Here is a 26937-nt window from a genome sequence, read left to right on the forward strand (position 1 = left end):
ACCCGGTGCGGGACTTCCCCGACGGTCTCAACCGCCGTGGTAGAGGTTCTGTGTCGGCTCCACACCCTTGACGATCACCGACTCCACCACGTCGGCAGCCCGGTCCACCAGGAAATCCAACTCCTTGCGCTCTGCCGCGCCGAAATCCGACAGCACGTAATCCGCCGGGTCCTGCCGCCCCGGCGGCCGGCCGACGCCGAATCGCACCCGGATGTACTCCTTGGTGCCCAGCGACTTCGACATCGAGCGCAGGCCGTTGTGCCCACCCTCGCCGCCACCGCACTTGACCCGCACCTGGCCGTACCCGATGTCTAGCTCGTCGTGCGTCGCGATCACCTGCGTCGGCGGCACCTTGTAGAACTGCGCCAGCGCCGCCACCGGCCCGCCGGACAGATTCATGTACGTCAGTGGCTTGACCAGCACCAGCTTCGGCCCGCCGAAGCCCAGTCGCCCCTCGGCCACCTCGGCGACCGCCCGCTTGTGCCGGCCGAACCGCGCGCCGATCCTCCCGGCCAGCAGGTCCGCCACCATGAACCCGACGTTGTGCCGGTTCCCGGCGTACTCCCGGCCCGGGTTTCCCAGGCCGACCACCAGCCACGGCCCCGCCTCGTCCGTCACGACCCGCCCCTCCCGACGTCCGTCCCACCGACTCCCGATACGACAACAGGCGCCCCCGAACGCTCGGGGACGCCTGCCGCACAGTACGAACCGATCAGGCCTCGGTGCGCGCCTCGGTGTTCTCCCCGCCCTCGGCGGTCGGGGCGGCGTCCGCGCCCTCGGAGCCCTCGGTGCCCTCGCCGACCTCGGCCTCGGCCTCCTCGGTGGCCTCCTCGACCTCCGGCAGCGTCGCCTCGAGCTGCTCGGCGGTCGGCGCGGCGGTCACCGCGGCGACCGTCAGCTCCGGGTCGACGGCCAGCTCGACACCGGCCGGCAACTGCACGTCAGCGGCGGTCACCTGGGAGCCCGCCTCCAGGCCCTCGATCGACGCCTCGAGGTGGTCCGGCACCTTGGTGGCGTCGGCGGTCACCGAGAGGGTGTCGTGGTCGTGCACGATCAGGGTGTCCCGTGCGGCCTCACCGGTCAGCTGGATCGGGACCTCGACGGTGACCTTCTCGCCCCGGCGGACCAGGATGAGGTCGACGTGCTCGAAGGTGTCGCGGATCGGGTCACGCTGGATCGCCTTCGGCAGCGCCAGCACCTGGGTGCCGTCGGTGATGTCGATCGCGAAGAGCTGGTTGGCGCCACCCTTCCGGATCGCCGCGGCGAACTCCCGGGACGGCAGCGCGATGTGCTTGGGCTTCTCGCCGTGGCCGTACAGCACGGCGGGCACCTTGCCGGCCCGGCGGGTACGACGGGCACCACCCTTGCCGAACTCGGTACGGGGCTCGGCGCTGATCTTTACCTCGGACACGGGGAAACTCCTGATGCTTTCGCTGCGGCGGCTTGTCGTCTTGCGGTGCTGGGGCGAGGGGCTCGCTGGGGCTCATGCGTCATGAACGACTGCCCGGAGCACCGCGTCGATGACGGTGCCTCCGTGCGGCGCTATTCAGCGGCCCGCCGGGCACCCTCGCCGTGGCAACCGCACTAGTCTACCCGAGCTGATTCCGAGGTTTCCGGCAGTCCCCAGGTCACCACTCACAAACGGGCGCCGGACGCGCGCCCGACGCCGCTGAGGGACGTTCCCGCCGGCTGGGACGCCGGCGGGAACGGGCCCTCACCGCAGCGCGACGCTCAGCTCAGACCACCGAAGAGGGTGGTCACCGAGCCGTCGTCGAAGACCTCCCGGATCGCCCGCGCCAGCAGCGGCGCGATCGACAGCACGGTCAGCTTGTCCAGCTGCTTCTCCGGTGGCAACGGCAGCGTGTTGGTCACCACGACCTCGCTGATCGAGCTGTTCTTCAGCCGCTCGGTGGCCGGGTCCGACAGCAGCGCGTGGGTGGACGCGACGACGATCTCCGCCGCGCCCGACTCCTTGAGGATGTCCGCCGCGCCGGTGATCGTGCCCCCGGTGTCGATCATGTCGTCGACGATCAGGCAGACCCGACCCTCGACCTCGCCGACCACCCGGTTGGCCACCACCTGGTTCGGCTTCATCGGGTCGCGGGTCTTGTGGATGAACGCCAGCGGGCAACCGCCCAGCCGGTCGGTCCACCGCTCGGCCACCCGCACCCGACCCGAATCCGGTGCCACCACGGTCATCGGCCGGCCGGCGTACTTGCGCTCCACGTACTCGGCCAGGATGTCCATCGCGAAGAGGTGGTCGACCGGGCCGTCGAAGAAGCCCTGGATCTGCGCGGTGTGCAGGTCGACGGTGAGGATCCGGTTCGCGCCGGCCGTCTTCAGCAGGTCCGCCACCAGTCGGGCCGAGATCGGCTCCCGACCCCGGTGCTTCTTGTCCTGCCGCGCGTACGGGTAGAACGGCAGCACCACGGTGATCCGCTTGGCCGACCCCCGCTTCAGCGCGTCCACCATGATCAGGGTCTCCATGACCCAGGTGTTCACCCCGTGCGTCACGGACTGCACCACGAAGGCGTCCGAGCCACGGACCGAGTCCTTGAACCGTACGAAGATCTCGCCGTTGGCGAACTCGTACGCGTCGGCCGGCGTCGGCGCGACGCCGAGCACCTCGCCGATCTCCTTGGCCAGCTCCGGAAAACCACGTCCGGAGAAGAGCATCAGGCTTTTGCGGTTTTCGGCGACGATGCTGCCCATGGGCCCGTCTGCTCCCGTTTGTCGGTGGTACCCGGCCCGGTGGTGGTGGGTCGGGGACTATTCGGTTGCAGTATCTCCCGTGCCGGAGGTGCCGCCCACCGTCTCGGCCTGCCCGTGCATTGCCTCACTGTCGCTTGCGGTACCGGCCACACCCGACGCACCCTCAGCAGCCCGCAGCGCACGCTCGGCCGCCGCCGCGGAGACCGTTCCGGGGCGCTTGCGCGCCACCCAGCCCTCGATGTTGCGCTGCGGCGCGCGGGTCACCCCGAGCGCGCCCGGCGGCACATCCTGAGCGATCGCGCTACCCGCCGCCACGTACGCTCCGGCGCCCACCTCGACCGGTGCGATCAGGCTCGTGTCGCAGCCGACGAACGCGCCCTCGCCCACGACCGTCCGGTGCTTGTGCACCCCATCGTAGTTGACGAAGATCGTCGCCGCGCCGATGTTCGCCTTCGCGCCGATCGTCGCGTCACCCACGTACGACAGGTGCGGCACCTTCGCACCCGGGCCGACCTCGGAGTTCTTCACCTCGACGAACGTGCCGACCTTGGCCTTCTCCGCCAACCGCGCGTCCGGGCGCAGGTACGCGTACGGCCCGACGCTGGCCCCCGGCCCGATCTCGGCGCCCACCGCGTGGCTGCGCAGAACGGTCGCGCCCGCGCCGACCACCGTGTCGATCAGCGTGACGTCCGGGCCGATCTGCGCGCCCGCCCCGACCACGGTGCCGCCGCGCAGCTGGGTGTTCTGGTCGATCACCGCGTCGCGGTCCAAGGCCACCGTCACGTCGATCCAGGTGGTCGCCGGGTCGAGCAGGCTCACGCCGGTGCGCATCCACGCCTCGTTGACCCGGTCGCGCAGCAGCCGGCGCAGCGTCGCGAGCTCCACCCGGTCGTTGCAGCCCAACGTCTCGACGTGATCCACGGCCACGTGCACCGCGACCGGCTCGCCGGCCGAGCGGAGCAGGCCGAAGACGTCGGTCAGGTACTCCTCACCCTGATCGTTGTCGGTGGAGAGCTTGCCCAGCGCGTCGCGCAGCCGCACCGCGTCGAACGCGTAGATGCCGGCGTTGATCTCCCGGATCGCGCGCTGCGTCGCATCGGCGTCGCGCTCCTCGACGATCTGCTCCAGCCGGCCGTCGGCGTCCCGGACGATCCGCCCGAGCCCGGTCGGGTCGGGCACCTCGGCGGCCAGCACGGTGGCCGCCGCGCCGGCCTCCTCGTGTGCGGACACCAGCGCGCCCACCGTCTCCGGCCGCAACAGCGGCACGTCTCCGTTGATCACCACGACCGTGCCGGCGCCCTCGGGCACGGCGTCCAGCGCGATGCGGACGGCGTGCCCGGTGCCGAGCTGCTCGGCCTGGAGCACCGGCGTGGCCTCCGGGGCGACCTCGGTCAGGTGGCCCCGGACCTGGTCGGCGCCGTGCCCCACCACCACGACGGTGCGGTCCGCGGCCAGCGGCGCGGCCGCGCTCAGCACGTGACCGAGCAGGGTCCGGCCGAGCAGGGGGTGCAGCACCTTGGGCAGTGTCGACTTCATCCGCTTGCCCTCACCGGCGGCGAGCACGACGACGGTACGAAGGTGGGGCTGGGGCACGATGTGGCTCCCGTCGGGACGGCGGACACTCTCGCGGTCATGCTAACCGCGCCGCCGGGAACGTCTCTGCCTTACCCCACTGGAACCTAAACCAGACTTAGGGGGCAGCTCGGCCGCCAGGGTTCGAACCTGAAATACGGGTACCAAAGACCCGGGTGTTGCCAATTACACCACGGCCGATCAGCGACGCGAGCGCGTCACATCCGGGGATGGGGATCCCGCCGCTACACCTTAGCGCCCCGCCCGCCGGACGCCATCGCTCATTCCGCCACGCCCACACGGCGGCGGCCCGGACGGGCGGAGCCGGACGAAGGGGGATCACCTCGGGGGCGTCGTCGGCAACGCCGAGCCTCGATGCCTCCCGACCGCGCAGCGCGACCCGCAGCGCCGCGCCGGCCCTGCCGGGACGGGGCCGACGGCACCACTGCCCGCAGCCCTGATCAGGGCCCTGACCTGGCCCTCAGCACGATTTCGGAAAGTTCCCCGTGCGATCTACGGTGCCGTAAGTTACGGTGACGTAGGCGTAGCTTCGTGATCGTTTCCATCCCCTCTGCGAGGTCCCATGTCGACCGCTCTGCTCGAACCCAACACCGCTGGGCCCGGCCCGAAACCCCTCACCGACGGCAGCCAGTCCCCCGGCATCCTGGTCGCCCTCTGGGCCTTCGTCGTGATCCCCTTCGTCGCCCTGCTGGTCGCCGTGCCGGTGGCGTGGGGCGGCTGGCTGGGCTGGACCGACATCGCCATCGGCCTGGTCTGGTATGTGGTCTCCGGGCTCGGCATCACGGTCGGCTTCCACCGCTACTTCACGCACGGCTCGTTCAAGGCCAAGCGGTGGCTGCGGGTGACGTTGGCGGTCGCGGGTTCGTTGGCGGTGCAGGGCGAGATCATCCAGTGGGTGGCCGACCACCGACGGCACCACGCCTTCTCCGACCTGGAGGGCGACCCGCACTCGCCGTGGCGCTTCGGCACGAGCCTCTGGGCACTGACCCGGGGCCTGTTCCACGCCCACGTTGGCTGGTTGTTCCGGCGCGAGCTGTCCAATCGTGAGCGGTTCGCCCCCGACCTGCTGGCCGACCATGACATCCGCCGGGTGGACCGACTCTTCCCGCTGCTGGTGGCCATCTCGCTGCTCGGCCCGGCGCTGATCGGCGGCCTGGTGACCTGGTCCTGGCAGGGCGCGCTCACCGCGTTCTTCTGGGCCGGGCTGGTCCGGATCGGCCTGCTGCACCACGTCACCTGGGCGATCAACTCGGTCTGCCACGTCTACGGCGAGCGTCCGTTCGCCATGCGCCAGGGCGACCGGGCGTCGAACTTCTGGCCGCTGGCGATCCTGTCGTTCGGCGAGAGCTGGCACAACCTGCACCACGCCGACCCGACCAGCGCCCGACACGGCGTGCTGCGTGGTCAGGTGGACATCTCCGCCCGGGTGATCTGGCTGTTCGAGAAGGTCGGCGCCGCGTCGCAGGTGCGCTGGCCGAAGCCGGAGCGTCTCGCGGCGAAGCTGGTGAAGCCGGTCGCACCCCGCTAAAAGCGGGCGGTGCTCCGGGAGGCCGCCTGGCAGGATGGCCGGGTGACCGAGCGACGCGGGGGGACCGGACGGCTCGGCGGCCGGGGAGCCGGGCCCGATCCGGGTACGGTCGGACGGCGCGGCTGGGCGGTCGGACCGCCCGCCAGTGAGGCGACGACGTGAACGGGCACAGCGGAGGCATCATCCCACGGCAGGGCGTGACCGAGCGCCAGCGAGGCGGCGACATGCCTGAGCTCAAAGACGGAGCGGGGGGCCGGCGTGCGACGCCGGCTCCACCCGCCAAACCCACCTCCCGGGTCCGCATGTCAGCGGCCCAGCGGCGGGAGCAGTTGATCGCGACCGGCCGGCAACTCTTCGCCGAGCGCGGTTTCGACGCCACCTCCATCGAGGAGGTGGCGGCCCGCGCCAAGGTCTCCAAGCCGGTGGTGTACGAGCACTTCGGCGGCAAGGAAGGGCTCTACGCGGTGGTGGTGGACCGGGAGGTCCGGGCACTGCTCGACCGGATCACCACGGCCTTGACCGCCGGGCACCCGCGGGAGTTGCTCGAGCAGGCGGCGATGGCCCTGCTGGGCTACATCGAGGAGGAGACCAGCGGGTTCCGGGTGCTGGTCCGCGAATCGCCGGTGATGTCCGCGACGGGCAACTTCATCAGCGTGATGAACGACGTGGCACACCAGGTCGAGCACATCCTGGGCGCCGAGTTCAAGAGCCGCGGGTACGACCCGAAGCTGGCGGAGTTGTACTCGCAGTCGCTGGTGGGCATGGTGGCGCTGACCGGCCGCTGGTGGCTGGAGGTGCGCAAGCCACGCAAGGAGACGGTGGCGGCACACCTGGTCAACCTGGCGTGGAACGGGTTGTCCCACCTGGAGGCGAAGCCGACGCTGATCACCGCCCGCCGACGCTGACCACGGTCAGCGGCGGGTGTGCACCTCGGCCACCGGGTGACTGCGGTTGCGACGTTCCGCCTCGGCGTGGTCCTCGGGGCCGACCTTGTCGTACAGGCCGGTGCCGAGAAGGATCAGGCCGAACAGCATCGACACGACCACGGTCGACATCGAGAAGTTGAGGAAGTTCGCGTCGGTCTGCAGCACGGACATCATCAGGATGCTGGTCACCAGGAACACCACGCCGGCCGTGAGGTTCATGTAGTGGCCGAGGTTGGTGCGCCGGGACGCCCCGATGATCAGAACGACTCCGAAGACCACTGAGGCGAGCGAGAAGGCCAGGTTGGTGCGCAGCCCGAGCACCCAGTGGCTGCCCCGGTTGAAGAGCGGATCCCCGAGCGTCTGGGCGACGCCCCAGACGCCGAAGACCAGGATGTAGACGCCGATCAGGCCGGCGAGGACCCGGTAAAGCGGCCGTGCCGGATGGTTCACCGGAAAGTGCGCCATGCCCTGATCCCCATCCACCCCGAGAAAAACCATTTCAGGAGGATTGTCACCTGAGGCAGAGGGGGCTGTCCGGAGAACCACAAAGGCGGAGGGTTCGCCGCAGGCCGGACCAAGTCAGGTTTTCGCCGGAGCCCGAGCTGCGCAGGGATCAAGCCTGACCGCCCGGAGCAGCTCGGGCTCCGGCGAAACCCACCACCGCAACCAGCAAGAACTCAGAGCACCAGGCGAGCCTTCTGGAACGCCTCCGCCTCGTCGTCCGTGCCGACCTTGCCGTACATGCCGACCATCAGCAGCACCAGGGCCGCCGCCATCACCACGACCACGGTGGTGATGCTGAAGTTGAGGAAGTTGGCGTCGGTCCGGATGAACGCGAGGCCGCCCAGGCTGATCACCATCAGGGCGTACGCCAGCCACTGGTTGATCGCCACGTCGATGTTGCGGCCGAGTGCGGTGCCGGCCAGCACGAGGAGCCCGAGCAGCACGCTGAGCAGCGAGAAGCCGATGTTGGTGCCCTGGCCGAGGACCTTGGTGTCGTCCTGCGCGAAAATCTCGTTGCCGGCGCTCGCGATGATGCCGAGCACACCGAAGACCACCAGGTAAAGACCGGTCAGCCCGCCGATCGCCCGGTAGATCGGCCGCGCGGGGTGGTTGACGGGGGTGTGGGCCATCTGAGTCTCCAACGCCGTGGGGTGAGGTGTCGTGGACGATTGTCCCGCACGCGGAGATGTGACGCCGCACACGGCCCCCGGGCGGCGCGCCCCGCCCGGATCAGGTCTCGGGCAGGTCCTCGGCGAGCGTCATCCAGGTCTCCTCGATCCGCTCCCGCTCGGCGCGCAGATCCTTGAGCTGGGTGTCCAATTCGGCGACCCGGGCGTAGTCGGTGGCGTCGGCGGCGAGCTGGCCGAGCAGCGTGGCCTCGCGCTGGTCGAGCTTGCCGAGCTGGCGTTCCAGCCGGGTCAACTCCTTGCGGGCCTGTCGGACCTCGGCGGCGGACATGCCCGTCGCGCCGGTGCCGGTCGGCACGGCGGCCGGGCCGGCGCCCGGGGTGGCGCCAGCCCGGGAGGGCCCGGCTCGCTCGGCGGTCCGGGCGAGGTACTCGTCGACGCCGCCGGGCAGGTGCACCAGCCGGCCGTCACCGAACATCCCGTACGCCGTGTCGGTGACCCGTTCGATGAGGTAGCGGTCGTGGCTGGCCACGATGATCGTGCCGGGCCAGGAGTCGAGCAGGTCCTCCAGGGCGGCCAGGGTGTCGGTGTCCAGGTCGTTGGTGGGCTCGTCGAAGAGCAGCACGTTGGGCTCCCCGGCGAGCAGCCGCAGCATCTGCAGCCGGCGGCGTTCCCCGCCCGAGAGGTCGCTGACCGGGGTCCAGAGCCGTCGGTCGTCGAAGCCGAAGACCTCGGCGAGCTGGGCGGCGGAGACCTCCCGGTCGCCGAGCTGGACCCGGCGGGCGACCTCCTCGACGGCTTCGAGCACGCGCAGGTGCCCGGGCAGCTCGGCGAGCTCCTGGGAGAGGAAAGCCGGCCGCACGGTGGTACCGGTGCCGAGCCGGCCACCGTCGGGGCGGGTGATGCCGGCGAGCATCCGCAGCAACGTGGTCTTGCCGGCGCCGTTGGCGCCGAGGATCGCGATCCGGTCGCCGGGCCCGACCAGCCAGGTGACGTCCCGCAGGATCTCCTTGGGGCCGGCGTGCAGCTCGACGTTCTCCAGGTCGTAGACCTGCTTGCCGAGCCGGGAGGTGGCCATCCGCTGCAGCGACATGGTGTCGCGCGCCGGCGGCACGTCGGCGATCAGGGCGTTCGCGGCGTCGATGCGGAACTGGGGCTTCGAGGTACGCGCCGGCGGGCCGCGGCGCAGCCAGGCGATCTCCTTGCGAAGCAGGTTCTGGCGGCGGGCCTCGGTGGCGGCGGCGACGCGCTCGCGCTCGGCGCGGGCCAGGATCCAGGCGGCGAAGCCGCCCTCGTAGGCGCGGACGGTCTGGTCGGCGACCTCCCAGGTGGTGGTGCAGACCGCGTCCAGGAACCACCGGTCGTGGGTGACCACGACCAGGGCACCCTTGCGACCGACCAGGTGCCGGGCCAACCAGTCGACACCGCCCACGTCGAGGTGGTTCGTGGGCTCGTCGAGGATCAGCAGGTCGGAGTCGCGCACGAGCAGCGCGGCGAGCGCCACCCGGCGCCGTTCGCCGCCGGACATCGGGCCGACCGGCTGGTCGAGGCCGAGGTGCGGCATGCCGAGGCCATCGAGGATGGCGCGCACCCCGGCGTCACCGGCCCACTCGTGCTCGGCGCCCATGCCCTCGGCGAGCCAGGCGGTGCCGAGCACGACGTCCCGGACGGTGGCTTCGGGGGCGAGGGTGAGCTGCTGCGGCAGCCAGAGCACCCGCAGGTCGCGGCGGTGGGTGACCCGGCCGTCGTCGGGATCCTCCTGCTTGGTGAGCAGCCGCAGCAGGGTGGACTTGCCGGCGCCGTTGAGGCCGACCACGCCGATCCGGTCGGCGTCGTCCAGACCGAGCGAGACGTCCGTGAGCAGCCGCCCCGCGGCGCCGTACCCCTTGGACACCCGGTCCAGATTGACGATGTTCGCCACGTTCCACCCTTCATGATCAAGGCGTCCCGGTGCCGGCGGGCACCTGGACGCCTCCCACAAGGGTACGCGGACACCCCAGCCTCCCGCGCCGCGCGCCCGCAGCGCGGGAGGGACGGGACGTCAGCCGACGCGGGCGCCCGCGACCGGGCCGTGCGCGACCCGCGCCTCCCGGCACACGCCCACGGCGGTCAGCTCGGCGGCGATCCGCTCAGCGTCGGCCGCGTCGGCGGCGAGGAAGACACAGGTCGGGCCGGAGCCGGAGACGATGCCGGCGAGCGCACCGGCCGCCTCGCCGGCCTTGAGGGTGTCGGCCAGCGCCGGGCGCATGGCCAGCGCCGCGTCCTGGAGGTCGTTGCCGAGCGTGCGCGCGAGCACCCGGGGGTCGCGCTGACGCAGCGCGCCCAGCAGCGCGTCGGTGCTGCCCAGCGGGGCGCCGGCGGTGCCGGCGTCGCGGAGCCGGTCCAACTCGCGGTAGGCGGCCGGGGTGGACAGGCCGCCGTCGGCGATGGCCACGACCCAGTGCCAGGAGGTGGGGCGGACCAGCACGGGGCTGACCGCCTCACCCCGGCCGGTCCCCAGCGCGGTGCCACCGTAGATCAGGAACGGCACGTCGGAGCCGAGGTCGGCGGCGATCCCGGCCAGCTCGTCACGGGACAGCCCGGTGCCCCAGAGCGCGTCGCAGGCCACCAGCGCGGCGGCGGCGTCGGCGCTGCCGCCGGCCAGCCCGCCGGCGAGGGGGATCTGCTTGCGCAGGTGCAGCCGGGCGTGCGGCAGGACCCCGGCGTACCCGGCCAGGGCGTGCGCGGCGCGGATCACCAGGTTGGTGTCGTCCAGCGCCAGCTCGCCGGTGCCTTCGCCCTCCATGGTCAGGGCGAGCGTGTCGCCCCGACGGGCGGTCAGCTCGTCGTAGATGGAGATCGCGTGGTAGACGGTGTTCAGCTCGTGGTAGCCGTCGCGGCGCAGCGGGCCCACCCCGAGGTGCAGGTTGACCTTGGCGGGCACCCGGACCTTCACCGGTCCGATGGCCCCGCGGCGCTCGTCGTCCTCGTCCGGTCGCCAGGCCTCGGTCACGGGGCGATGTCCCGAACGGCCAGGCGGATGTCGAACGACTTGATCACGATCAGCTCCTCGGCGTGGTCGGCATTCACCCGTACGCCTCCTCGGCGGGCACGGCGTCAGCCTACTTCGCGGCCGGCGTACCGACCGGAGCCGACGCGGCGATGGCGGCGAACTGCTCGACGGTCAGCGACTCCCCCCGGGCGCCGGGGTCGACGCCGGCCGCGGTGAGCGTGGCGGCCGCCCGGTCGGCGCCGCCGGCCCAGCCGGCCAACGCGGCGCGCAGGGTCTTTCGGCGCTGCGCGAACGCGGCGTCCACAACGGCGAAGACCCGTTCCCGGGGTACGTCGGCTCGGGGTGGCTCGCGGCGGGTGAAGGCGACCAGGCCGGAGTCGACGTTGGGCACCGGCCAGAAGACGTTCGGCGGCACCCGGCCGGCGCCTCGCGCCTGGGCGTACCAGGCGAGCTTCACCGACGGGATGCCGTACACCTTGGAACCGGGGCCGGCGACCAGCCGGTCGGCGACCTCCTTCTGCACCATCACCAGGCCCTTGCGCAGGCTGGGCAGCTCGGCGAGCAGGTGCAGCACCACGGGCACGGCCACGTTGTAGGGCAGGTTGGCCACCAGCGCGGTCGGCGGCGGGTCGGCCAGCTCGGCGGCGTCGACGCGCAGCGCGTCGGCGCGGTGCACGGTGAGCCGGCCGGCGTCCGCGCCGGCGTGCCGGGTGGCGGTCTCCGGCAGCGCGCCGGCGAGCACCGGGTCGATCTCCACGGCGTGCACGTGCCCGGCGACTGGCAGCAGCCCGAGGGTGAGCGAGCCGAGCCCTGGGCCGACCTCCAGGGCCACGTCGTCGGGGGTCAGGCCGGCGGCGGTGACGATCCGGCGCACGGTGTTCGGGTCGTGCACGAAGTTCTGGCCCAGCTTCTTGGTGGGCGCGACGCCCAGCCGGGCGGCGAGTTCCCGGATCTCCGCCGGGCCGAGGAGTCCGGTCATGGCTGGCAGCGTATGCGCCCGCACCCCGCCGTTAGGAAGGGCCCCTTGTACAACACCAGGCGATTGCAAGGTGCCCTTCCTAACGTCCGGGCGTGCGATGGGGCCGGGCTCACCACGGGCCGAAGACGCGGTCGCCGGTGGCGGAGATGGCCGCGCACAGCTCGTCCAGGTCGGTGCCGGTGGTCGCGGCGAGCGAGCGGACGGTGAGCGGGATCAGGTACGAGGCGTTCGGCCGGCCGCGGTGCGGCGTCGGGGTGAGGTAGGGGGCGTCGGTCTCCACCAGGATCTGGTCCACGGGGGTGAGCGCGGCGGCCTCGCGCAGCGCGGCGGCGCTGCCGAAGGTGACGGTGCCGGCGAAGCTGAGCACGTACCCGCGGCGGACGCACTCGCGGGCGAAGTCGGCGTCACCGGAGAAGCAGTGCAGCACCACGGTGTCCGGAGCGCCCTCGTCGTCGAGGATCCGCAGCACGTCGGCGTGCGCGTCCCGATCGTGGATCACCAACGCCCGGCCGTACCGCTTGGCGATCGCGATGTGCGCCCGGAAGCTCTCCTCCTGCGTGGCACGCCCCTCGTCGCCGGTGCGGAAGAAGTCCATCCCGGTCTCGCCGATCCCCCGGACCCGGTCGCGGGCGGCGAGTGACTCGATCTCCCGCAGCGCCTCGTCGAGGTCGCCCAGCCGGGGCGCCTCGTTGGGGTGCAGGGCCACCGTGGCCAGCACGGCGGGATGCCGGTCGGCGATCTCCACGCCCCACCTGGAGGAGGCCACGTCCACCCCCACCTGAACCAGCCGGTCCACGCCGACCTTCGCGGCCAGCGAGATCGCCACGGCGACCGGGTCGTCGGCCGGCCCGCCGCCGGGTACGCCGGCCTCGCTGACGGTGATGTCCAGGTGGGTGTGGCTGTCCAGCACCGGCCGGGGTAGCGGCTCGGGGGCGGGCGGGAACTCTCCGGCCCGCCGTGCGGCACGCTCTCGGCGGGTTTCAGCAGGCTCGCTCATCAGCGACAGCATCACACACCGGGGCTGTCCATCCGCCCGCCACCCGACGTTCACCTCGCCTACGCCGCGCGACTCTACCGTCGCCGCGTGGGCGGACTGAGTGCGTCACCGGACCGACGCGACAGCGTGACGGCCCGCATCTCACCGAGTGGAGGGAGGTGACGGCATGAGCGTCACTCCCCAGGCCAGCGACGCCGCCAGCGAACGTACCGGGCTGCGCGTGGCGTTCGGCGGCGGCGTCTACCCGGCCGAGGAGATCGCCCGCGGCGCCGCGTACGAGCTGTTCAGCGCCGACGAGGTGCCCGGTTTCGAGTGGGCTCCCCGACCCGGCAGCGCCCTGCCGTGGCACCGGTTCGTGCACGTCACCGAGGTGACGGCGGTGCACGGGGCGGTGGAGCCGGCCGAGGAGCCGGACACGCCGCTGATGCTGCCGGCACATCGGGAGCGGGGGTGGGCGCAGCTGCACCAGCTCAGCCAGCAGCCGGCCGCGGCGGGTGACGCGATGGTGGCAGCGGCACGCGCGTCGGCGGTGGTCCGGCGGGGCACCCGGATGGTGAAGGTGCTCTCCCCCCGACAGCTCGCCGGGTACGTGCGAGGGTGGTTGCCGCACGGCTTCTGCTACCGGGAGCACGACGTGGCACACCTGCGTACGCCGGCGGCGACCACGGTGCTACGCACCGACGGCGAGGTCGGCAGGGACGGCCTGGATGTGGCGTACGCCCTGCGCTGGCGGGCCGCCGACCCAGGTGACTACGACGTGCCGGTCGGCGAGGCGCACCACGGTCTGACCGCGCTGGCGCCCCGGGACCGGCTGGGCCCACCGGTGCTGGGTACCGGGTTCGTGCCGAGCAACGCCCAGCTCATTCCGGAGTTCATCACCCGGGACTTCGCCGACCTGCCGATGCCCGCGAACGCCGCCCTGCTCGCCTACCCGGCGGAGGGGGTGGAGGTGGTGCTCTACACCTATCAGGCCGAGCAGCGCGGGTGGCTGCGGATGGTGGGCCCGCAGTGGCGGCACCTGCTGGCCGCGGTGCCGGGTCTCTCCCCGGACCAGGAGTACGTGCCGACCGGGGACGCGCCGCGCTCCACCCAGCTGGTCGGCGTGCACGGCGACGGCGAGTACGAGGCGGTGGCGGACCTGCCCGGCGGGTTCCGGGTGCTGGCGATGACCCGGGCGGCCCGCTACCCGGTGGAGGCGGTGGCCCGCCGGATCCGGTTCGCCCGGTGGCGGGGCGTGCCCTGCCTGGTGCTGCGGGAGGAGGCCGGTTGGCTGCGGCTGCGGCTGCGTCAGCCGGATCCGGACACGGTGCTCACGACCGGGGCGCAGTGCCACGATCGTGGCGTCTACGAGACCTGGGCGCCGGTCGCCGAGGTGACCGACGATCAGGTGATGGACACCCGGTACGCGCTGTAAAGCCCAGCGGCGGCACGGCGCCCGGGTGGGCGTCGTGCCGCCGTACGGCGACGTCCTGCGCTCAGCCGGCCAGCCGGGCCAGCTCCTCGTCGACGATCGACGGGTCGAGCTTGCGGAACACGGGCTTCGGCGCGGCCAGCGGACGGCCGGCCTCCAGCGGCACCGACTCCCAGCGCGCGCCGACCGTGTAGTCCCCGGTCAGCACCGGGTACGCCGGCCCGCCGTCCAGGTCGTCGACCTGCTCGATGACGGGCATCGGCGCGTGCACGCCGGTGCGGCCGAGCAGCTCGTGCACCTGCTGTGCGGAGTGCGGCAGGAACGGGGTGAGCAGCGTGTTGGCGTCGCTGATCACCTGAAGGGCGACGTGCAGGATGGTGCCCATGCGGGGCTTGTCCGTCTCGGCCTTGAGCTTCCACGGCGCCTGCTCGGACAGGTACTTGTTGGCTTCGGCGACCACCTTCATGGCCTCACCGATCGCCTGCTTCTGCCGGTGCCGGCTGATCAGGTCGCCGACCGTGGTGAAGCCGGCGCGGGCCACCGCGAGCAGTGCCTCGTCGGCCTCGGTGAGGCCGGCCGGGTCGACCGGCGGGATGGCGCCGAAGTTCTTCGCCGCCATCGAGACGCACCGGTTGACCAGGTTTCCCCAGCCGGCGACCAGCTCGTCGTTGTTGCGGCGAAGGAACTCCGCCCAGGTGAAGTCGGTGTCGTTGCTCTCCGGGCCGGCGGCGGCGATGAAGTAGCGCAGCGCGTCGGCGTCGTAGCGCTCCAGGAAGTCCCGGACGTAGATGACCACCTTGCGGGACGAGGAGAACTTGCGCCCCTCCATGGTCAGGTACTCGCTGGAGACCACCTCGGTGGGCAGGTTGAGCTGGCCCAGCTCGCCCGGCTCACCGTCGCGGGAGCCCTCGCCGGAGTATCCGGAGAGCAGCGCCGGCCAGATCACCGAGTGGAAGACGATGTTGTCCTTGCCCATGAAGTAGTAGGACCGGGCGTCCTTGCCCTCCCCGTCGGCGGACCACCACTTCCGCCACGCCTCGGGATCGCCGGTGCGGCGGGCCCACTCGATCGAGGCGGACAGGTAGCCGATCACCGCGTCGAACCAGACGTAGATCCGCTTGTCCGGCCGGTCCCGCCAGCCGTCCAACGGGATCGGTACGCCCCACTCCAGGTCCCGGGTGATCGCCCGCGGCTGGAGGTCGTCGAGCAGGTTGCGGGAGAACCGCAGCACGTTGGGCCGCCACCCCTCCCGGGTGTCCAGCCACTGCCGCAGGACGTCGGCCAGCGCGGGCAGGTCCAGGAAGAAGTGCTCGGTCTCGACGAACTTCGGAGTTTCCCCGTTGATCCGCGACTTCGGGTCGATCAGGTCGATCGGGTCGAGCTGGTTGCCGCAGTTGTCGCACTGGTCACCGCGGGCGCTGTCGTACCCGCAGATCGGGCAGGTGCCCTCGATGTACCGGTCGGGCAGGGTGCGCCCGGTGGACGGGGAGATCGCGCCCATGGTGGTCTTCGGCACGATGTAGCCGTTGCGGTACATCCCCTCGAACAGCTCCTGCACCACCGCGTAGTGGTTGCGGGTGGTGGTGCGGGTGAACAGGTCGTAGGAGAGCCCCAGGCCGTGCAGGTCCTCGACGATCACCCTGTTGTACCGGTCGGCCAGCTCGCGCGGGGTGACCCCGTCGGCGTCGGCCTGCACCTGGATGGGGGTGCCGTGTTCGTCGGTGCCCGAGACCATGAGCACGTCGTGGCCGGCCATCCGCATGTACCGGGCGAAGACGTCGGAGGGAACGCCGAAACCGGAAACGTGGCCGATGTGGCGTGGGCCGTTGGCGTACGGCCAGGCCACTGCCGCGAGAACGTGACTCATGAGCAGCAAGCCTAGTGACCTCTCCGGGACGCCCGCGAACCAATGGGGGGTGCGGGGTCGGCGGACCGGTCCGGGCACCCCGCCCGTTGGTCCGATTTGTGTCGACACGCGCTCAGCCTGCCCGATCCGACTCCGGCACCGGTGTGCAATGAACGTCGTGACTGGCACACGAGCGGCCCGGGACCACGATGACCGTCCCACCGGGCCGACGATCGGCGACGACCCCAGCCCCGAGCCCGGCGGGGCGCGTGGTGGAACGGTCGCGCCCCAGCCCCGGCTGGTGCCCGGCGCCACCGCTTCACCGGCCCCCGCCGCCGGCTGGCCCGGCAGGCAGCGGCCCACGCCGGCGGGGCGGACAGCCACGCCGAAGCCGGACGGCACGGCGGGGATCGCCGCGACTCCGGACCGTCCGACGCCGGCCGCGCCGGCTCCGGGCCGTCCCACGCCGGCCGCGCGGGCACCCACCCCGGCTCGTCCCACGCCGGTGGACCCGTCCGGCGGCAGGGCACCGGCCGGCGGGGAGCCCGCGGCGGCCGTCGAGCTGGAGCCGACCACCGGGGCCCCGGTGGACGCGGTGCCGCGCCGGGTGCCGGTCCGGCAGCACAGCCGCTGGCACCGGGGCGCCCGCCGGACCGACCGCGACACGCCGCCGGATGGTGACGACGGCACCTACTGGGCGCCGATCGAGCAGGTGCACTGGGACGGCACCCCTGTCCGGGACGATCCCGCACCGGAGCGGGACCGGGCCTCCGGGGCGGCCCGGCGCCGGGCACCGACCCGCACCACTCCACCCCCGGACCCGCTGCCCGGGCTCGCGGTGCTGGTGCTGGTGCTGCTGAGCCTGGTCGCGGCCTTCTTCGCCTGGGTCAGCGCCGGCCCGTTCTGGCTCGCGGTCGGGCATGCCCGGGTCGGCACGGTGGTGATCGACGACTGCACCGGCGGCGGGCTCACCCAGCGCTGCCGGGGAATCTTCACGGCGCACGACGGGCGGTTCCTGGCACACGGGGTACGGGTCGGCGGCGTACCCGCCGGCCGAGACGTCCCCGGGACGGCGCTGCCGGCGCGGATGGCCGGCCCCGACGGCGGCACCGCGTACGTCGACACCGGCGTGGCCCGGCACCTCCTCTGGCTGCCCGGCCTGCTGGTGGTGCTCGGCTGCGCCGCCGGTATCGCCCGGTGGACCGGAGCGACGCGGCTGCCGGGCCGACGGAACCGCCGCTGGGCGGTCGCGGTCGCCGTCGCCGGCCCGGCGCTGATCACTCTCGGTTTCCTCGCCGCCGCGTGGTGACCCGTCCGCCCGGTGAACTCCCGCGTGCGGGACCGACCACCCGGTGAACCCGGTCCGGCGCGCCGCGAACGTGGGTCAGCTGTGCACGATGGTGTAGACGTCGCGGCGGCGCAGGGCGTACTCGGTGGCGACGTCGGTGATGGCGTCGCGGCGTGACCGGCCGGCCGCCTCCCGCTCGGCGACCGCCGCGCGCAGGGTGTCGTCGTCGGGGCGTTCCGCGGCGGTCACCGGCGCCCCGGCCACCACCAGGGTGATCTCCCCGCGCGGATCTCCCTCAGCGGCCCACCGGGCCAGCTCGCCGAGCGGGCGGCGCAGGACCTCCTCGTAGGTCTTGGTGAGCTCCCGGCAGAGCGCCGCCGGCCGATCCGCCCCGAACGTCTCGGCCAGGTCGGCGAGCGCCGCTCCGATCCGGTGCGGCGCCTCGAAGAAGACGAGGGTGCGCTCCTCGGCGGCGAGGGCGCGCAGCCGGGATCGACGGGCGCCGGGAGTACGGGGAAGAAAGCCCTCGAAGCAGAACCGGTCGCAGGGCAGCCCGGAGACGGCCAACGCGGTGGTCACCGCACTCGGCCCGGGCGCGACGCTGACCGGCGCCCCGACGTCCAGTGCGGCCCGGACCAGCCGGTAGCCGGGGTCGGAGACGCTCGGCATCCCGCCGTCGGTCACCAGCGCCACCACGTACCCGCCGAGGATGACTTCGACCAGCTCGGGGGTACGTCGCTCCTCGTTGCCCTCGAAGTAGGAGACGATCCGGCCGCCGACGGTGATGTCGAGGTCGCGGGCCAGCCGGGTGAGCCGGCGAGTGTCCTCGGCGGCCACCACGTCGGCGCTGGTCAGCACCTCCCGGAACCGGGCCGAGGCGTCGGCGGGGTTGCCGAGCGGGGCGCCGAGCAGGATCAGGCGCCCAGCTTCGGACATTTCACCCACAGGATCGTCTCCTTCGTTGACAGCGGATACCGGTATCAGGGACGACGGACGCCACCGGACACGTTGGCAGCCTACGATCGCCGGGTGACGAGTGCGTCGACAGCGCAGAGCCCGAGCGCCGACCCGGCAAAGATGGTCGACGTGACGAGCGACCAGAGCCCCGACCAGGAGTCCGCGTCGCCCCCCGCCGGCGGTGGCGCGGTGTCCGGCGGGGTCCGCCGACGGTTCACCACCGTCGACACCCGGCTGGACCGCTTCTCGTGGCTGGCCACCGCCGTCGTGGTGGCCATCGCGGCGATCCTGCGCTTCGTCGGCCTGTCCAGCCCGAAGGGCAAGATCTTCGACGAGACGTACTACGCCAAGGACGCCTACGGGCTGATCAGCCGCGGCGTCGAGTGGAACTACAAGGACAACGCCCCGTCGTACGTGGTGCACCCCCCGCTGGGCAAGTGGCTGATCGGCCTCGGCGAGTGGGCCTTCGGCTATCAGGACGTCGAGTCGAAGGTCTCCGTCCCCGGGCACCTGATGACCACCGCCCCGGAGTTCGGCTGGCGGTTCTCGGCGGCCGTGGTCGGCACGCTGTCGGTGCTGCTGCTGGTCCGCATCGGGCGGCGGATGTTCCGCTCGACGGTGCTGGGCTGCGCGGCCGGCCTGCTGCTCGCTCTGGACGGCTTCCACCTGGTGCTGTCCCGCGCGGCGCTGCTCGACATCTTCCTGCTCTTCTTCGTGCTGGCCGCGTTCGGCGCGCTGGTGCTCGACCGCGACGCCCGCCGCCGGCGCTGGGCGCGGGCGCTCGACGACGGGCTCGACCCGTCCCTGCCCGGCCGCGCCGGCCGGCCGCCGACCGGCTGGCGCACCTGGCCGTGGTGGCGGCTCGCCGCCGGGGTGCTGCTCGGCTGCGCCTGCGCGGTGAAGTGGAGCGCGCTCTACTTCGTGCCGGCCTTCGCGCTGCTGGTGCTCCTCTGGGAGGTCGGCGTCCGCCGCTCGGCCGGGGTCCGCCGGCCCTGGCGGGACACCCTGCTCGACGAGCTGCCCTGGCTGGTGCTGGCCGGCGTGCTGATGGTGGGCACCTACCTGGCCACCTGGTCGGGCTGGCTGCTCAGCGACGACGGCTACTACCGGCTCGCGTCGTCCTATCCGAACGCCCCGCTCAGCGACACCCCGGTGATCGGTCCGCTGATCAACCTCTTCGAGTACCACCGGGCGGCATTCGGCTTCCACACCGGGCTGGACACCCCGCACAAATACCAGTCGTGGCCCTGGCAGTGGCTTCTGCTCGGCCGTCCGGTGGCGTTCCACTGGTCCGGCGATGGCGCCTGTGGCGCGCCGTCCTGCGCCTCGGAGATCCTGCTGCTCGGCACCCCGCTGCTCTGGTGGTCGTTCCTGCCCGCCCTGGTGGCGCTGGTCTGGCTGGGTGTGGCTCGCCGCGACTGGCGGGCCGGAGCGCTCCTGCTCAGCGTGGCGGCCGGGCTGCTGCCCTGGTTCGTGTTCGCCCTCGACGGCCGGACGATGTTCTCGTTCTACGCCGCACCCGCGCTGCCCTTCCTGGTGCTGGCCGTCGTCTACGTGCTGGGTGCGCTGATCGCCCCGGCCGGGGGTGACGTCGGCGAGGTGGCGCCACTGGTGCCCGGCGACCCGGGCTACGAACGCCGGTTGGTGGGCAGCATCGCGGCCGGCGCGTACGTGCTGCTGGTGGCGCTCTGCTTCGCGTACTTCTATCCGATCTTCGTGGGTCGGCTGATCCCGTACTCGGACTGGCTGTCCCGCATGTGGCTGGACGGGCGCTGGATATAAGCATCGGCAGGCGACGCGCCGCTCAGCGCGACGGAAACGGGCCCGCACGCTTCGGCGTGCGGGCCCGTTCTACAAAGATGCGCGCCCCGATCGCCTGCCACGGGGGAAGCGGGCGATTGGGGCGCGCATGAGCAGCTTAACCACCGCGCACCACCGGCACAACGGGTCGACTTGGGTCAGATTTCCGACGGATGCGGGCCGGGCCGACGCCTCCCCTCCGGCCGTTGACCGAGGGTGACCCGGCGTGGACTCAGCGCCCCGAACGAGCAGGCCCGAGGCCGCGCGACCCCGCTCGCCGCGCCCACGTCCGGCGCCCGCCGGACCGGTGCCCGGCGGTCACCAACCACCACCCAAATGATCATCCAAAGTGGATCTAACTACACTGCGGGCCGTGATCAACTTCAGACGATCGGCGGCCGTCCTTCTCGGACTGCTGGCGACCACCGCGCTGACCGGGCCGGTCCCGGCGGCGGCCGACGAGGAGCCGGCGGCCGAGCCGCCCCGGGTCGAGCTGGTGCTCGACGTCAGCGGCTCGATGCGGGCCGCGGACATCGACGGGCATAGCCGAATCCCAGTCGCCCAGCAGGCGTTCAACGAGGTCGTGGACGCGCTGCCCGCCGAGACACAGCTCGGCATCCGGGTGCTCGGCGCGACCTACCGGGGCAAGGACAAGAAGGTCGGCTGCCAGGACACCCAGCAGATCGTGCCCGTCGGGCCGGTGGACCGTGCGCGCGCCAAGGCGGCGGTGGCGACGCTACGACCGACCGGGTTCACGCCGGTCGGCCTCGCGCTGCGCTCCGCCGCGCAGGACCTGGGCACCGGCGCCACCACCCGACGGATCGTGCTGATCACCGACGGGGAGGACACCTGCGCCCCGCCGGACCCGTGCGAGGTGGCCCGCGAGCTGGCCGCCCAGGGCACCAGCCTGGTGGTCGACACGCTCGGCCTGGCCCCCGACGAGAAAGTCCGTCGGCAGCTGCTCTGCATCGCCGGCGCGACCGGCGGCACCTACACCGCGGCGCAGAGCGCCGAGGAGCTGACCGACCGGATCAAGCAACTCGTCGAGCGTGCCGGTGACACGCACACCCGGGCCCCGACCGTGGTCGGCGGCGCGAACGCCTGCGACTCGGCGCCACTGCTGGCCCCCGGCGTCTACGCCGACCGGGAGGCGTTCTCCGAGCACCGTTACTACCGGGTGCCGGTGCGCCCCGGGCAGGAGCTGCGCGCGTCGGTGAGCATGGCTCTGGACCGGCCGGTGAACCGGGACTACGGGGTGCTGCTGCGGGCCACCGCGGCGGACGGCCGGGAACTGGTCCGTGGCGCGGACGCCGGCAGCGGGCGCGCCGACGTGCTCTCCGCCGGGCTGCGCTGGTCGGCCAGCGCCGACGACGAGGACGCCGTCGAGGCCGAGGAGACCGCGGCAGCGGCCATCGAGCCCACCACCGTCTGCCTGGTGGTGAGCAACTCCTTCGCCCCGCGCCCAGGCACCGCGGCGACGCCCGGCATGCCGGTCGAGCTGACCGTCGACGTGGTCGCCGCCGCGCCCGCGCCGGACGGGCCCGACCTCGGCCGGGGCTGGGCGCTGCTCGCCCTGCTCACCGTGGCCGGCCTGCTCACCGGACTGCTCGCCGGCCTGCTCACCCGCTGGTGGGTCGCCACCTGGAGGGAGAACTGATGCGTACCGCACTGTTCCGGTCGCTGGCGGCGGTCCTCGCCGCCGGCGGGTCCGCGCTGCTGCCCGCGGCGGCCGTCGCCGCCCCCACCCCCTCGCCGGGCGCCACGCCGGTGACCCGGGCCGGCACGTCGTTCCTGACCGCCACGCCGATCACCGCCGGGCAACCGGTGCGGGTGGACGCCTCGGTCGGCGACCACCTCTACTGGTCCTTCCCGGCAACGGCCGGGCAGGTGCAGGAGATCAGCGCCACCGTCACCTTCCCGAAGGCACGCGGCGGTGATTCCACCTGGACCGTCGACGTCTTCGACGGGTTGCGCCGGCGGCAGGCGTGCACCGCCGGGGCGCAGACCCCGACGGTGGACGCGCGGGCGTCGAGCGTGGCGCTGGGCTGCACGCTGCGCGAGGTGCGGCCCTGGGCGGAGCCGTGGTCGGCCGATCCGCTGCCCGGCACGTACGTCATCCGGCTCTCCGTGGTGGACCTGCCGGAACCGGACCTGGGCGCGCCGATCGACGTCGACCTGCTGGTCGGCACCGTCGCCGACCGGGGCGCCTCGGCCGACGACGGCGAGTTGGCCGCGCCGCTGGTGCCGAACACCAAGGCGGGCACGGTGCTCACCGCCGTACCGGCGGCCGACGCGGAGGCCGACGACGAGGCTGACTCACCGGCGGACTGGCTGCCGGATCTCGGCTCGCGCTGGGTCTGGACCGGCATCGGCGGTGTGCTGGCCGCGGTAGCCGGCGTCGTCGGCTTCGCCCTGACCCGGCGACCCCGGCGCGGCTGAACGAGCCCGACCCCCGGTGGCCCCGCCCGGCGGCGGGGCCACCGGCGGGCTCAGGCGCGTCGCGAGCCGCGCGGCAGCCAGCCGATGAACCGATCCTGGAGGGACATCACCGGGGCGGCGCGCAGGTCCTCCGTGGCGGCGGCGAGACAGGAGCCCAGGTAGACGCTGAGCATCGCCCGGTCACCCCCGTATTCGGCCAGCAGCCGGCTGCGCTTCGTCGCGCACGGCCACTCTTCGCCGCAGGAGCCGCAGCTCCAGCCGGGGGTTGTCGGGGCGTGATCGTCAGCCCGTCCTCCCGGCCGTTCCGCACCATCGGTCATCGCACGTCCTCTCCAGATGTCCGCAGGACTGGCGGTTGCCGAGCCCCGGTCAGCGGCTGATGGTGGCCCCCCGGTGCCATCAGTGCGAGCGCTGCGCGTCCCTCCGGTGTTACATCCTTCCGGTACGTTCTCCCCTCGTGGCAGTCGGAAAGTTGACGGTCGACCCGAAGTCGGCGCAGCGCGTCCCTATCTACCGACCGGTAGCCGGCAATGCGTGACCTGCTGCCCGCGACGGTGGCGGTGGCCGTCGCCGACCCGGACGACTGGGTCGGGGAACTGCTCGCCGCCGAGCAGGCCTGCCTGGGCGAGCGGGCGGTTCAGACCCGCCGGCGGGACTTCACCGCCGGGCGGGTCTGCGCCCGCCGGGCGATGGCCGGCCTCGGCCTGCCACCGGCCGCCGTTCCGGCCGCCGCCGACCGCGCGCCGGTCTGGCCGGCCGGGGTGGTCGGCAGCATCACCCACACCACCGGCTACTGCGCCGCCGCGGCGGCGCGCAGCACCGACCTCCGGTCCGTCGGAATGGACGCCGAGCAGCACCGCGAGATAAATGAGGGAGTACGCCGACTCGTGCTGCTGCCCGAGGAGGAGGAGGCCTGCGCGCGGCTGCCCCGCGGCGTCTCCTGGCCGGTCGTGCTGTTCAGCGCCAAGGAGACCGTCTACAAGGTCTGGTACCCGGTCGTCGGGAGCTGGCTGGACTTCCACGACGCCCGGCTCGATCTCGACCCGGACGCCGGCACGTTCACCGCCCGGATCGCGCCGGCCCGGGTGGACGCGGCGGCGGTCGCCGACCCGCCGGCCACGGTCAGCGGCCGGTTCGCGGTCGCCGACGGGCTGGTCCGCACCGCCGCCGTTCTCCCGCTCCGCTGACACCCGGCGTCCGACACCGGACCGTCCACCGTGGTGGTCCGGCGTGGGACGGGATCTGGCGCGGCGACCGGGCGGTCAATGACGCACGGTAGCGTCGGCGGGTTCGCGAACCGCACGTACCGAGGCGTCAAGGAGTACGGTGACCCACCCCCAGCCCCCCGTCGGGCCGCAGGACCCCCAACAGCCGAACCCGGAGCCGCCGACCCAACCGTTCCCGGCGACACCGCAGCAGTCCGCCGCCGAGCCGACGGTCCCGCAGGCGCCCGTGCCGCCCAACCCGTGGTCGGCAGGGGGGAACGCGCCGCAGGCGCCGTACGCCAGCCCGCCGTACCCGACCGCGCCGGACCAGGCCTGGCCGCCGCCGCCGTTCTCGGGCGGCGCGTACCCGGGAGCGGGCGGCGGCGCGTACCCGCCACCCGGCGGGCCGGGCCACCCGCTCACCATGCCGCCGCCCGTACCCGCGAAGAACTCCAAGAAGACCGTGGTGGTCATCGCGGTCACCGCGGCCGTGCTCACCCTGCTGTGCTGCGCCGGCGGCATCGTGGCGGTGGTCATCGGGGCGAACCGGGCCGCCAACGACGTGACCGAAGCCCTGCCGGCCCCGGGCGTGACCCGGGGCGTCGGGCAGCCGCCGATCGGCGCCCCCTCGTCGGCCCCGCGCTCGTCGGCCCCGCCCTCGACGGACGACGACACCCGGAACATGTCGCCCGGGGACACCCTGGTCATCGACGGCGACGACGGCACCGTCGAGATCACGGTGACGAAGTTCAGCACCTCCACCAAGCCCTGCAAGTCGTACGGCCTCAAGCCGGACGAGGGCATGTACGTGATCGCCGACGTGACGGTCGCAGTCACCAAGGGCACCGGTTCGACGAACCCGCTCTTCTTCCAGTGGGTCGCCGCCGACGGCACCGAGACCAACGCGATCGGTGGGGCCTTCTCGGGCTGCGGCAAGCCCATGCCCGCCGGCAACGACCTGACCGCCGGCACCAAGCGCACCGGCAGCGTCGTGTTCGACGTGCCCGACACCAAGGGTGTGCTGGAGTACCAGCACGAGTTCGAGACCGCCGGCTCCTGGAAGCCCTGACGTTTCCCCCGACGGAGGGCGGGGACGCAAGTCAGGAGAGGCGTCCCGCCGCGACGAAAGGGAGGCGACATGAGCGTGGAGAGGGCGAACGACCAGGTTGAGCGCGTGGCCGGTCCGGCGAAGGCGCAGGTGGGCAACATGACCCGGAACGAGCGGTCACAGGCGGATCGCGTGGCGCAGCGCGATGAGATCCGGGGCAACCAGCCCGGCGAGCACGTCCAGGAGGACGCCCGGGACGTTTCGGACGACTTCACCAGCTGACGCGCCACTGCGGTGGCGCCCCGTCCGGCGTGCCCGGGGGCGCCACCGCACGGCTGGCAGCCGGTGCCCATCCCTGGCGGGTTCGTCGTGCGCGCGAAGGACGACGGTCAGCCGAAGGTGTCGCTGCAGACGCGCCAGTCCGGTTCGGTCTCGAGCCGGAGACTCAATGACGTCGTCGCACCGGAACCGCCGGTCAGTCGCACGGTCACGAACGCACTGCTGCCGGCTTCATTGCCGAATCCGGCCCGCCCGAGATCGTGGGAGACCGGACGGCCCAGTCGCTCCACCGCCTCGGTGAACTCTTCGACGGTGATTCGGTCCTTCACCTCCGAACACATCGAGCGGTAAGCGGTGTCGTCCTGGTTCTGCTCCAGGTGCTGCACGAACCGATCGGCTGCGGCTCGCGCCTCATCGATGTCCGGGCCGCCGTACATCCACACCAGAAAGCCGAGCACCGGAAGGAATGCCGCCGCCAGCAGCGCCACCACGCAGGCGGCGGCGACGGCCCACGGCCCCCAGCCTCGCTGGCCAACGACCCCGGGCGGCGTGTGCATCGGTGGCGTCATACCCGGCACGCTAGCCACGGCGAGTCAGGACCCGAACACGACCGGAGCACAGATCGATCTCGGCCGCGGCTACCGTGCCCACGCCTCCTTGGCGGTGACGACCGGACGGTCGGTGCGTATCGATTCCTCGATGGCGAGGCTGATGAGGTGGTCCTGGCACGCCTCCGCCAGGGGATACGGCGCCGGGCCTTCCTCCCGTGCCCAGGCGCCGGCGCGAGCCAAGATGTCGGCCACGGCGATGTCGTCGTCGGACATTCCACTGCCGACGAACGGATTGCGGTAGACCACGGCGCCGTCGAAGCTGATGTGCTTCAGGTCGAGCCCTTCGAGGTTCAGGTCGACGCCGGTCTGCCGCCGCACCAGGGACGACTCCACCGGCGTGGCCGGGTCGACCAAACGGACCACCCGATCGTCCACCAGCTCGCCGAGCGACCCCCGCACCACCAACCGGCGGGTACGCAGGGGGTTCCACCACTGGTTGTCGGTGAAGTCGTACAGCCCCATCCGCCCGCCGAAGTCGATGGTGGCGAGGATGGTGGAGAGTTGCTGCGGGGTGGCGTCACCGCTCCAGCCGGCGGGTGACAACGGGTTGGCCAGTGGCGCGACGAACGCCCGCGCGTTGACCTCGGCGACGTCGTACCCGACGCCGAGCAGACCACGGATCAGCGAGACCGCGTGGTACAGGTGCGTGGAGGAGACCTGGACGGAGGTCGGTTCACCCAGCACCCCGGCGCGGATCACCTCCAGCCGGGCCGCGTGCCCGGGCATCAGCAGGTACTGCTCGGCGACCTGCACCAGGTCACTGCCTCCGACGTCGGACCAGAGGGACCGCAGCCGCGCCAGGTCGGGCGCGGGCGGCGTCTCGGCGAGCACCGGCACCCCGGCCGCGACCAGGTCGCGGGTCGCCTCGGGCGTCACCGACCAGGGCACCGACACGATGACGAAGTCCGGCCGCTCGTGGGCGAGCAGTTCGGCCGTCGTGCGGAAGGTCCGCACGCCCCACTCGGCCGCCACCGCGGCACCGCGCGATTCGGTACGCGTGACCACCCCGGTCGCGCGGAACCGCTCCGGCAGCAGTCGAGCCAGGCGGAGGAAGAACTCGCCCCGCCAACCACTGCCGACGAGGCCGAACCTGGTCTGGACCGCCGATGTCATTTGGACTCCTCACGTCGAGTCCGGATGCTAGTCGGCCGATTCGCTAGGGTTGCCTGGGATCCGCGCCAGCAGAGAGGCGGAGG

The 26937-nt window shown here is 72.7% G+C and carries 25 protein-coding genes and 1 tRNA gene; 10 read left to right on the forward strand and 16 right to left on the reverse strand.

Annotated elements, in window-relative coordinates; translation table 11 throughout:
• Positions 1-27 precede the first annotated feature (27 nt).
• The 5 genes from pth to ACWD5O_RS01560 form a co-directional block, all read right to left on the reverse strand.
• Positions 28-618, reverse strand: coding sequence for an aminoacyl-tRNA hydrolase (gene pth, locus ACWD5O_RS01540; protein ID WP_450084297.1), 591 nt, complete (start codon positions 616-618; stop codon positions 28-30).
• A gap of 94 nt (positions 619-712) precedes the next feature.
• Positions 713-1411 (reverse strand): 50S ribosomal protein L25/general stress protein Ctc, encoded by a 699-nt coding sequence (locus ACWD5O_RS01545; RefSeq protein WP_354964616.1) that lies wholly within the window; start codon positions 1409-1411, stop codon positions 713-715.
• Positions 1412-1731: 320 nt separating this feature from the next.
• Positions 1732-2712, reverse strand: coding sequence for a ribose-phosphate diphosphokinase (locus ACWD5O_RS01550; protein ID WP_354964615.1), 981 nt, complete (start codon positions 2710-2712; stop codon positions 1732-1734).
• A 57-nt stretch (positions 2713-2769) separates the two neighbouring features.
• Positions 2770-4308 carry a bifunctional UDP-N-acetylglucosamine diphosphorylase/glucosamine-1-phosphate N-acetyltransferase GlmU gene (glmU, locus tag ACWD5O_RS01555; protein ID WP_450084362.1) on the reverse strand — a complete coding sequence of 513 codons (1539 nt, stop codon included), beginning with the start codon at positions 4306-4308 and terminating at the stop codon, positions 2770-2772.
• 105 nt (positions 4309-4413) lie between these two features.
• Positions 4414-4485: transfer RNA gene (locus tag ACWD5O_RS01560), tRNA-Gln, on the reverse strand.
• A 382-nt stretch (positions 4486-4867) separates the two neighbouring features.
• On the opposite strand from ACWD5O_RS01560, the gene ACWD5O_RS01565 reads away from it, so the two are divergent.
• Together ACWD5O_RS01565 and ACWD5O_RS01570 are read left to right on the forward strand one after the other, a co-directional pair.
• A complete protein-coding gene (locus tag ACWD5O_RS01565; protein WP_354964614.1) occupies positions 4868-5833 on the forward strand; it encodes an acyl-CoA desaturase in 966 nt (321 codons plus the stop codon).
• 224 nt (positions 5834-6057) lie between these two features.
• Positions 6058-6738: a TetR family transcriptional regulator gene (locus ACWD5O_RS01570; protein ID WP_387323209.1), complete on the forward strand. Its 681-nt coding sequence runs from the start codon at positions 6058-6060 to the stop codon at positions 6736-6738.
• Positions 6739-6744: 6 nt separating this feature from the next.
• Here ACWD5O_RS01570 and ACWD5O_RS01575 read toward each other — a convergent pair whose 3' ends face one another.
• From ACWD5O_RS01575 to ACWD5O_RS01600, 6 genes are all read right to left on the reverse strand, one after another.
• Entirely contained in the window at positions 6745-7224 is a 480-nt protein-coding gene (locus ACWD5O_RS01575; protein WP_354964613.1) for a DUF4383 domain-containing protein, read from the reverse strand.
• Positions 7225-7436: 212 nt separating this feature from the next.
• A complete protein-coding gene (locus ACWD5O_RS01580) occupies positions 7437-7892 on the reverse strand; it encodes a DUF4383 domain-containing protein (protein WP_354964612.1) in 456 nt (151 codons plus the stop codon).
• Between the two features lie 100 nt (positions 7893-7992).
• Positions 7993-9810: an ABC-F family ATP-binding cassette domain-containing protein gene (locus ACWD5O_RS01585; protein WP_354964611.1), complete on the reverse strand. Its 1818-nt coding sequence runs from the start codon at positions 9808-9810 to the stop codon at positions 7993-7995.
• A 120-nt stretch (positions 9811-9930) separates the two neighbouring features.
• Entirely contained in the window at positions 9931-10881 is a 951-nt protein-coding gene (locus ACWD5O_RS01590; protein ID WP_450084298.1) for a 4-(cytidine 5'-diphospho)-2-C-methyl-D-erythritol kinase, read from the reverse strand.
• Between the two features lie 109 nt (positions 10882-10990).
• On the reverse strand, positions 10991-11860 hold the full coding sequence (rsmA, locus tag ACWD5O_RS01595) for a 16S rRNA (adenine(1518)-N(6)/adenine(1519)-N(6))-dimethyltransferase RsmA (RefSeq protein WP_354964609.1): 870 nt from the start codon (positions 11858-11860) through the stop codon (positions 10991-10993).
• Between the two features lie 109 nt (positions 11861-11969).
• The gene (locus tag ACWD5O_RS01600) at positions 11970-12869 is read right to left on the reverse strand and encodes a TatD family hydrolase (RefSeq protein WP_450084299.1); all 900 of its coding nucleotides are present in this window, start codon (positions 12867-12869) and stop codon (positions 11970-11972) included.
• Positions 12870-13023: 154 nt separating this feature from the next.
• Here ACWD5O_RS01600 and ACWD5O_RS01605 point away from each other — a divergent pair, with 154 nt between their 5' ends.
• Positions 13024-14271 carry a hypothetical protein gene (locus ACWD5O_RS01605; RefSeq protein ID WP_450084300.1) on the forward strand — a complete coding sequence of 416 codons (1248 nt, stop codon included), beginning with the start codon at positions 13024-13026 and terminating at the stop codon, positions 14269-14271.
• A gap of 61 nt (positions 14272-14332) precedes the next feature.
• Here the strand turns inward: ACWD5O_RS01605 and metG are convergent, their stop codons facing one another.
• Complete coding sequence (gene metG, locus ACWD5O_RS01610) at positions 14333-16135, reverse strand: methionine--tRNA ligase (protein WP_450084301.1); 1803 nt, start codon at positions 16133-16135, stop codon at positions 14333-14335.
• Between the two features lie 148 nt (positions 16136-16283).
• On the opposite strand from metG, the gene ACWD5O_RS01615 reads away from it, so the two are divergent.
• Entirely contained in the window at positions 16284-17423 is a 1140-nt protein-coding gene (locus tag ACWD5O_RS01615; protein WP_450084302.1) for a hypothetical protein, read from the forward strand.
• A 75-nt stretch (positions 17424-17498) separates the two neighbouring features.
• Here ACWD5O_RS01615 and rsmI read toward each other — a convergent pair whose 3' ends face one another.
• Positions 17499-18338 carry a 16S rRNA (cytidine(1402)-2'-O)-methyltransferase gene (gene rsmI, locus ACWD5O_RS01620; RefSeq protein ID WP_450084303.1) on the reverse strand — a complete coding sequence of 280 codons (840 nt, stop codon included), beginning with the start codon at positions 18336-18338 and terminating at the stop codon, positions 17499-17501.
• Between the two features lie 141 nt (positions 18339-18479).
• On the opposite strand from rsmI, the gene ACWD5O_RS01625 reads away from it, so the two are divergent.
• From ACWD5O_RS01625 to ACWD5O_RS01635, 3 genes are all read left to right on the forward strand, one after another.
• Positions 18480-20141 carry a dolichyl-phosphate-mannose--protein mannosyltransferase gene (locus ACWD5O_RS01625; RefSeq protein WP_450084363.1) on the forward strand — a complete coding sequence of 554 codons (1662 nt, stop codon included), beginning with the start codon at positions 18480-18482 and terminating at the stop codon, positions 20139-20141.
• Between the two features lie 391 nt (positions 20142-20532).
• Positions 20533-21816: a VWA domain-containing protein gene (locus ACWD5O_RS01630; RefSeq protein WP_450084304.1), complete on the forward strand. Its 1284-nt coding sequence runs from the start codon at positions 20533-20535 to the stop codon at positions 21814-21816.
• Entirely contained in the window at positions 21816-22598 is a 783-nt protein-coding gene (locus ACWD5O_RS01635; RefSeq protein ID WP_450084305.1) for a peptidase, read from the forward strand. The genes ACWD5O_RS01630 and ACWD5O_RS01635 overlap by 1 nt, the downstream gene beginning before the upstream one ends.
• 50 nt (positions 22599-22648) lie before the next feature.
• Here ACWD5O_RS01635 and ACWD5O_RS01640 read toward each other — a convergent pair whose 3' ends face one another.
• Positions 22649-22918 carry a hypothetical protein gene (locus tag ACWD5O_RS01640; RefSeq protein WP_354964600.1) on the reverse strand — a complete coding sequence of 90 codons (270 nt, stop codon included), beginning with the start codon at positions 22916-22918 and terminating at the stop codon, positions 22649-22651.
• A gap of 210 nt (positions 22919-23128) precedes the next feature.
• Here ACWD5O_RS01640 and ACWD5O_RS01645 point away from each other — a divergent pair, with 210 nt between their 5' ends.
• The 3 genes from ACWD5O_RS01645 (at position 23129) to ACWD5O_RS01655 (ending at position 25133) form a co-directional block, all read left to right on the forward strand.
• Complete coding sequence (locus ACWD5O_RS01645; RefSeq protein ID WP_450084306.1) at positions 23129-23785, forward strand: 4'-phosphopantetheinyl transferase family protein; 657 nt, start codon at positions 23129-23131, stop codon at positions 23783-23785.
• A gap of 139 nt (positions 23786-23924) precedes the next feature.
• Positions 23925-24872 carry a DUF4352 domain-containing protein gene (locus ACWD5O_RS01650; protein ID WP_387323191.1) on the forward strand — a complete coding sequence of 316 codons (948 nt, stop codon included), beginning with the start codon at positions 23925-23927 and terminating at the stop codon, positions 24870-24872.
• Positions 24873-24941: 69 nt separating this feature from the next.
• Positions 24942-25133: a general stress protein CsbD gene (locus ACWD5O_RS01655; RefSeq protein ID WP_354964597.1), complete on the forward strand. Its 192-nt coding sequence runs from the start codon at positions 24942-24944 to the stop codon at positions 25131-25133.
• 107 nt (positions 25134-25240) lie between these two features.
• Here ACWD5O_RS01655 and ACWD5O_RS01660 read toward each other — a convergent pair whose 3' ends face one another.
• Both ACWD5O_RS01660 and ACWD5O_RS01665 read right to left on the reverse strand, forming a co-directional pair.
• Positions 25241-25699, reverse strand: a complete 459-nt coding sequence (locus ACWD5O_RS01660) for an Rv0361 family membrane protein (protein WP_450084307.1) — start codon at positions 25697-25699, stop codon at positions 25241-25243.
• A 69-nt stretch (positions 25700-25768) separates the two neighbouring features.
• On the reverse strand, positions 25769-26854 hold the full coding sequence (locus ACWD5O_RS01665; protein WP_450084308.1) for a Gfo/Idh/MocA family protein: 1086 nt from the start codon (positions 26852-26854) through the stop codon (positions 25769-25771).
• Positions 26855-26937: the final 83 nt, after the last annotated feature.

Source organism: Micromonospora sp. NPDC005161, assembly GCF_053599855.1.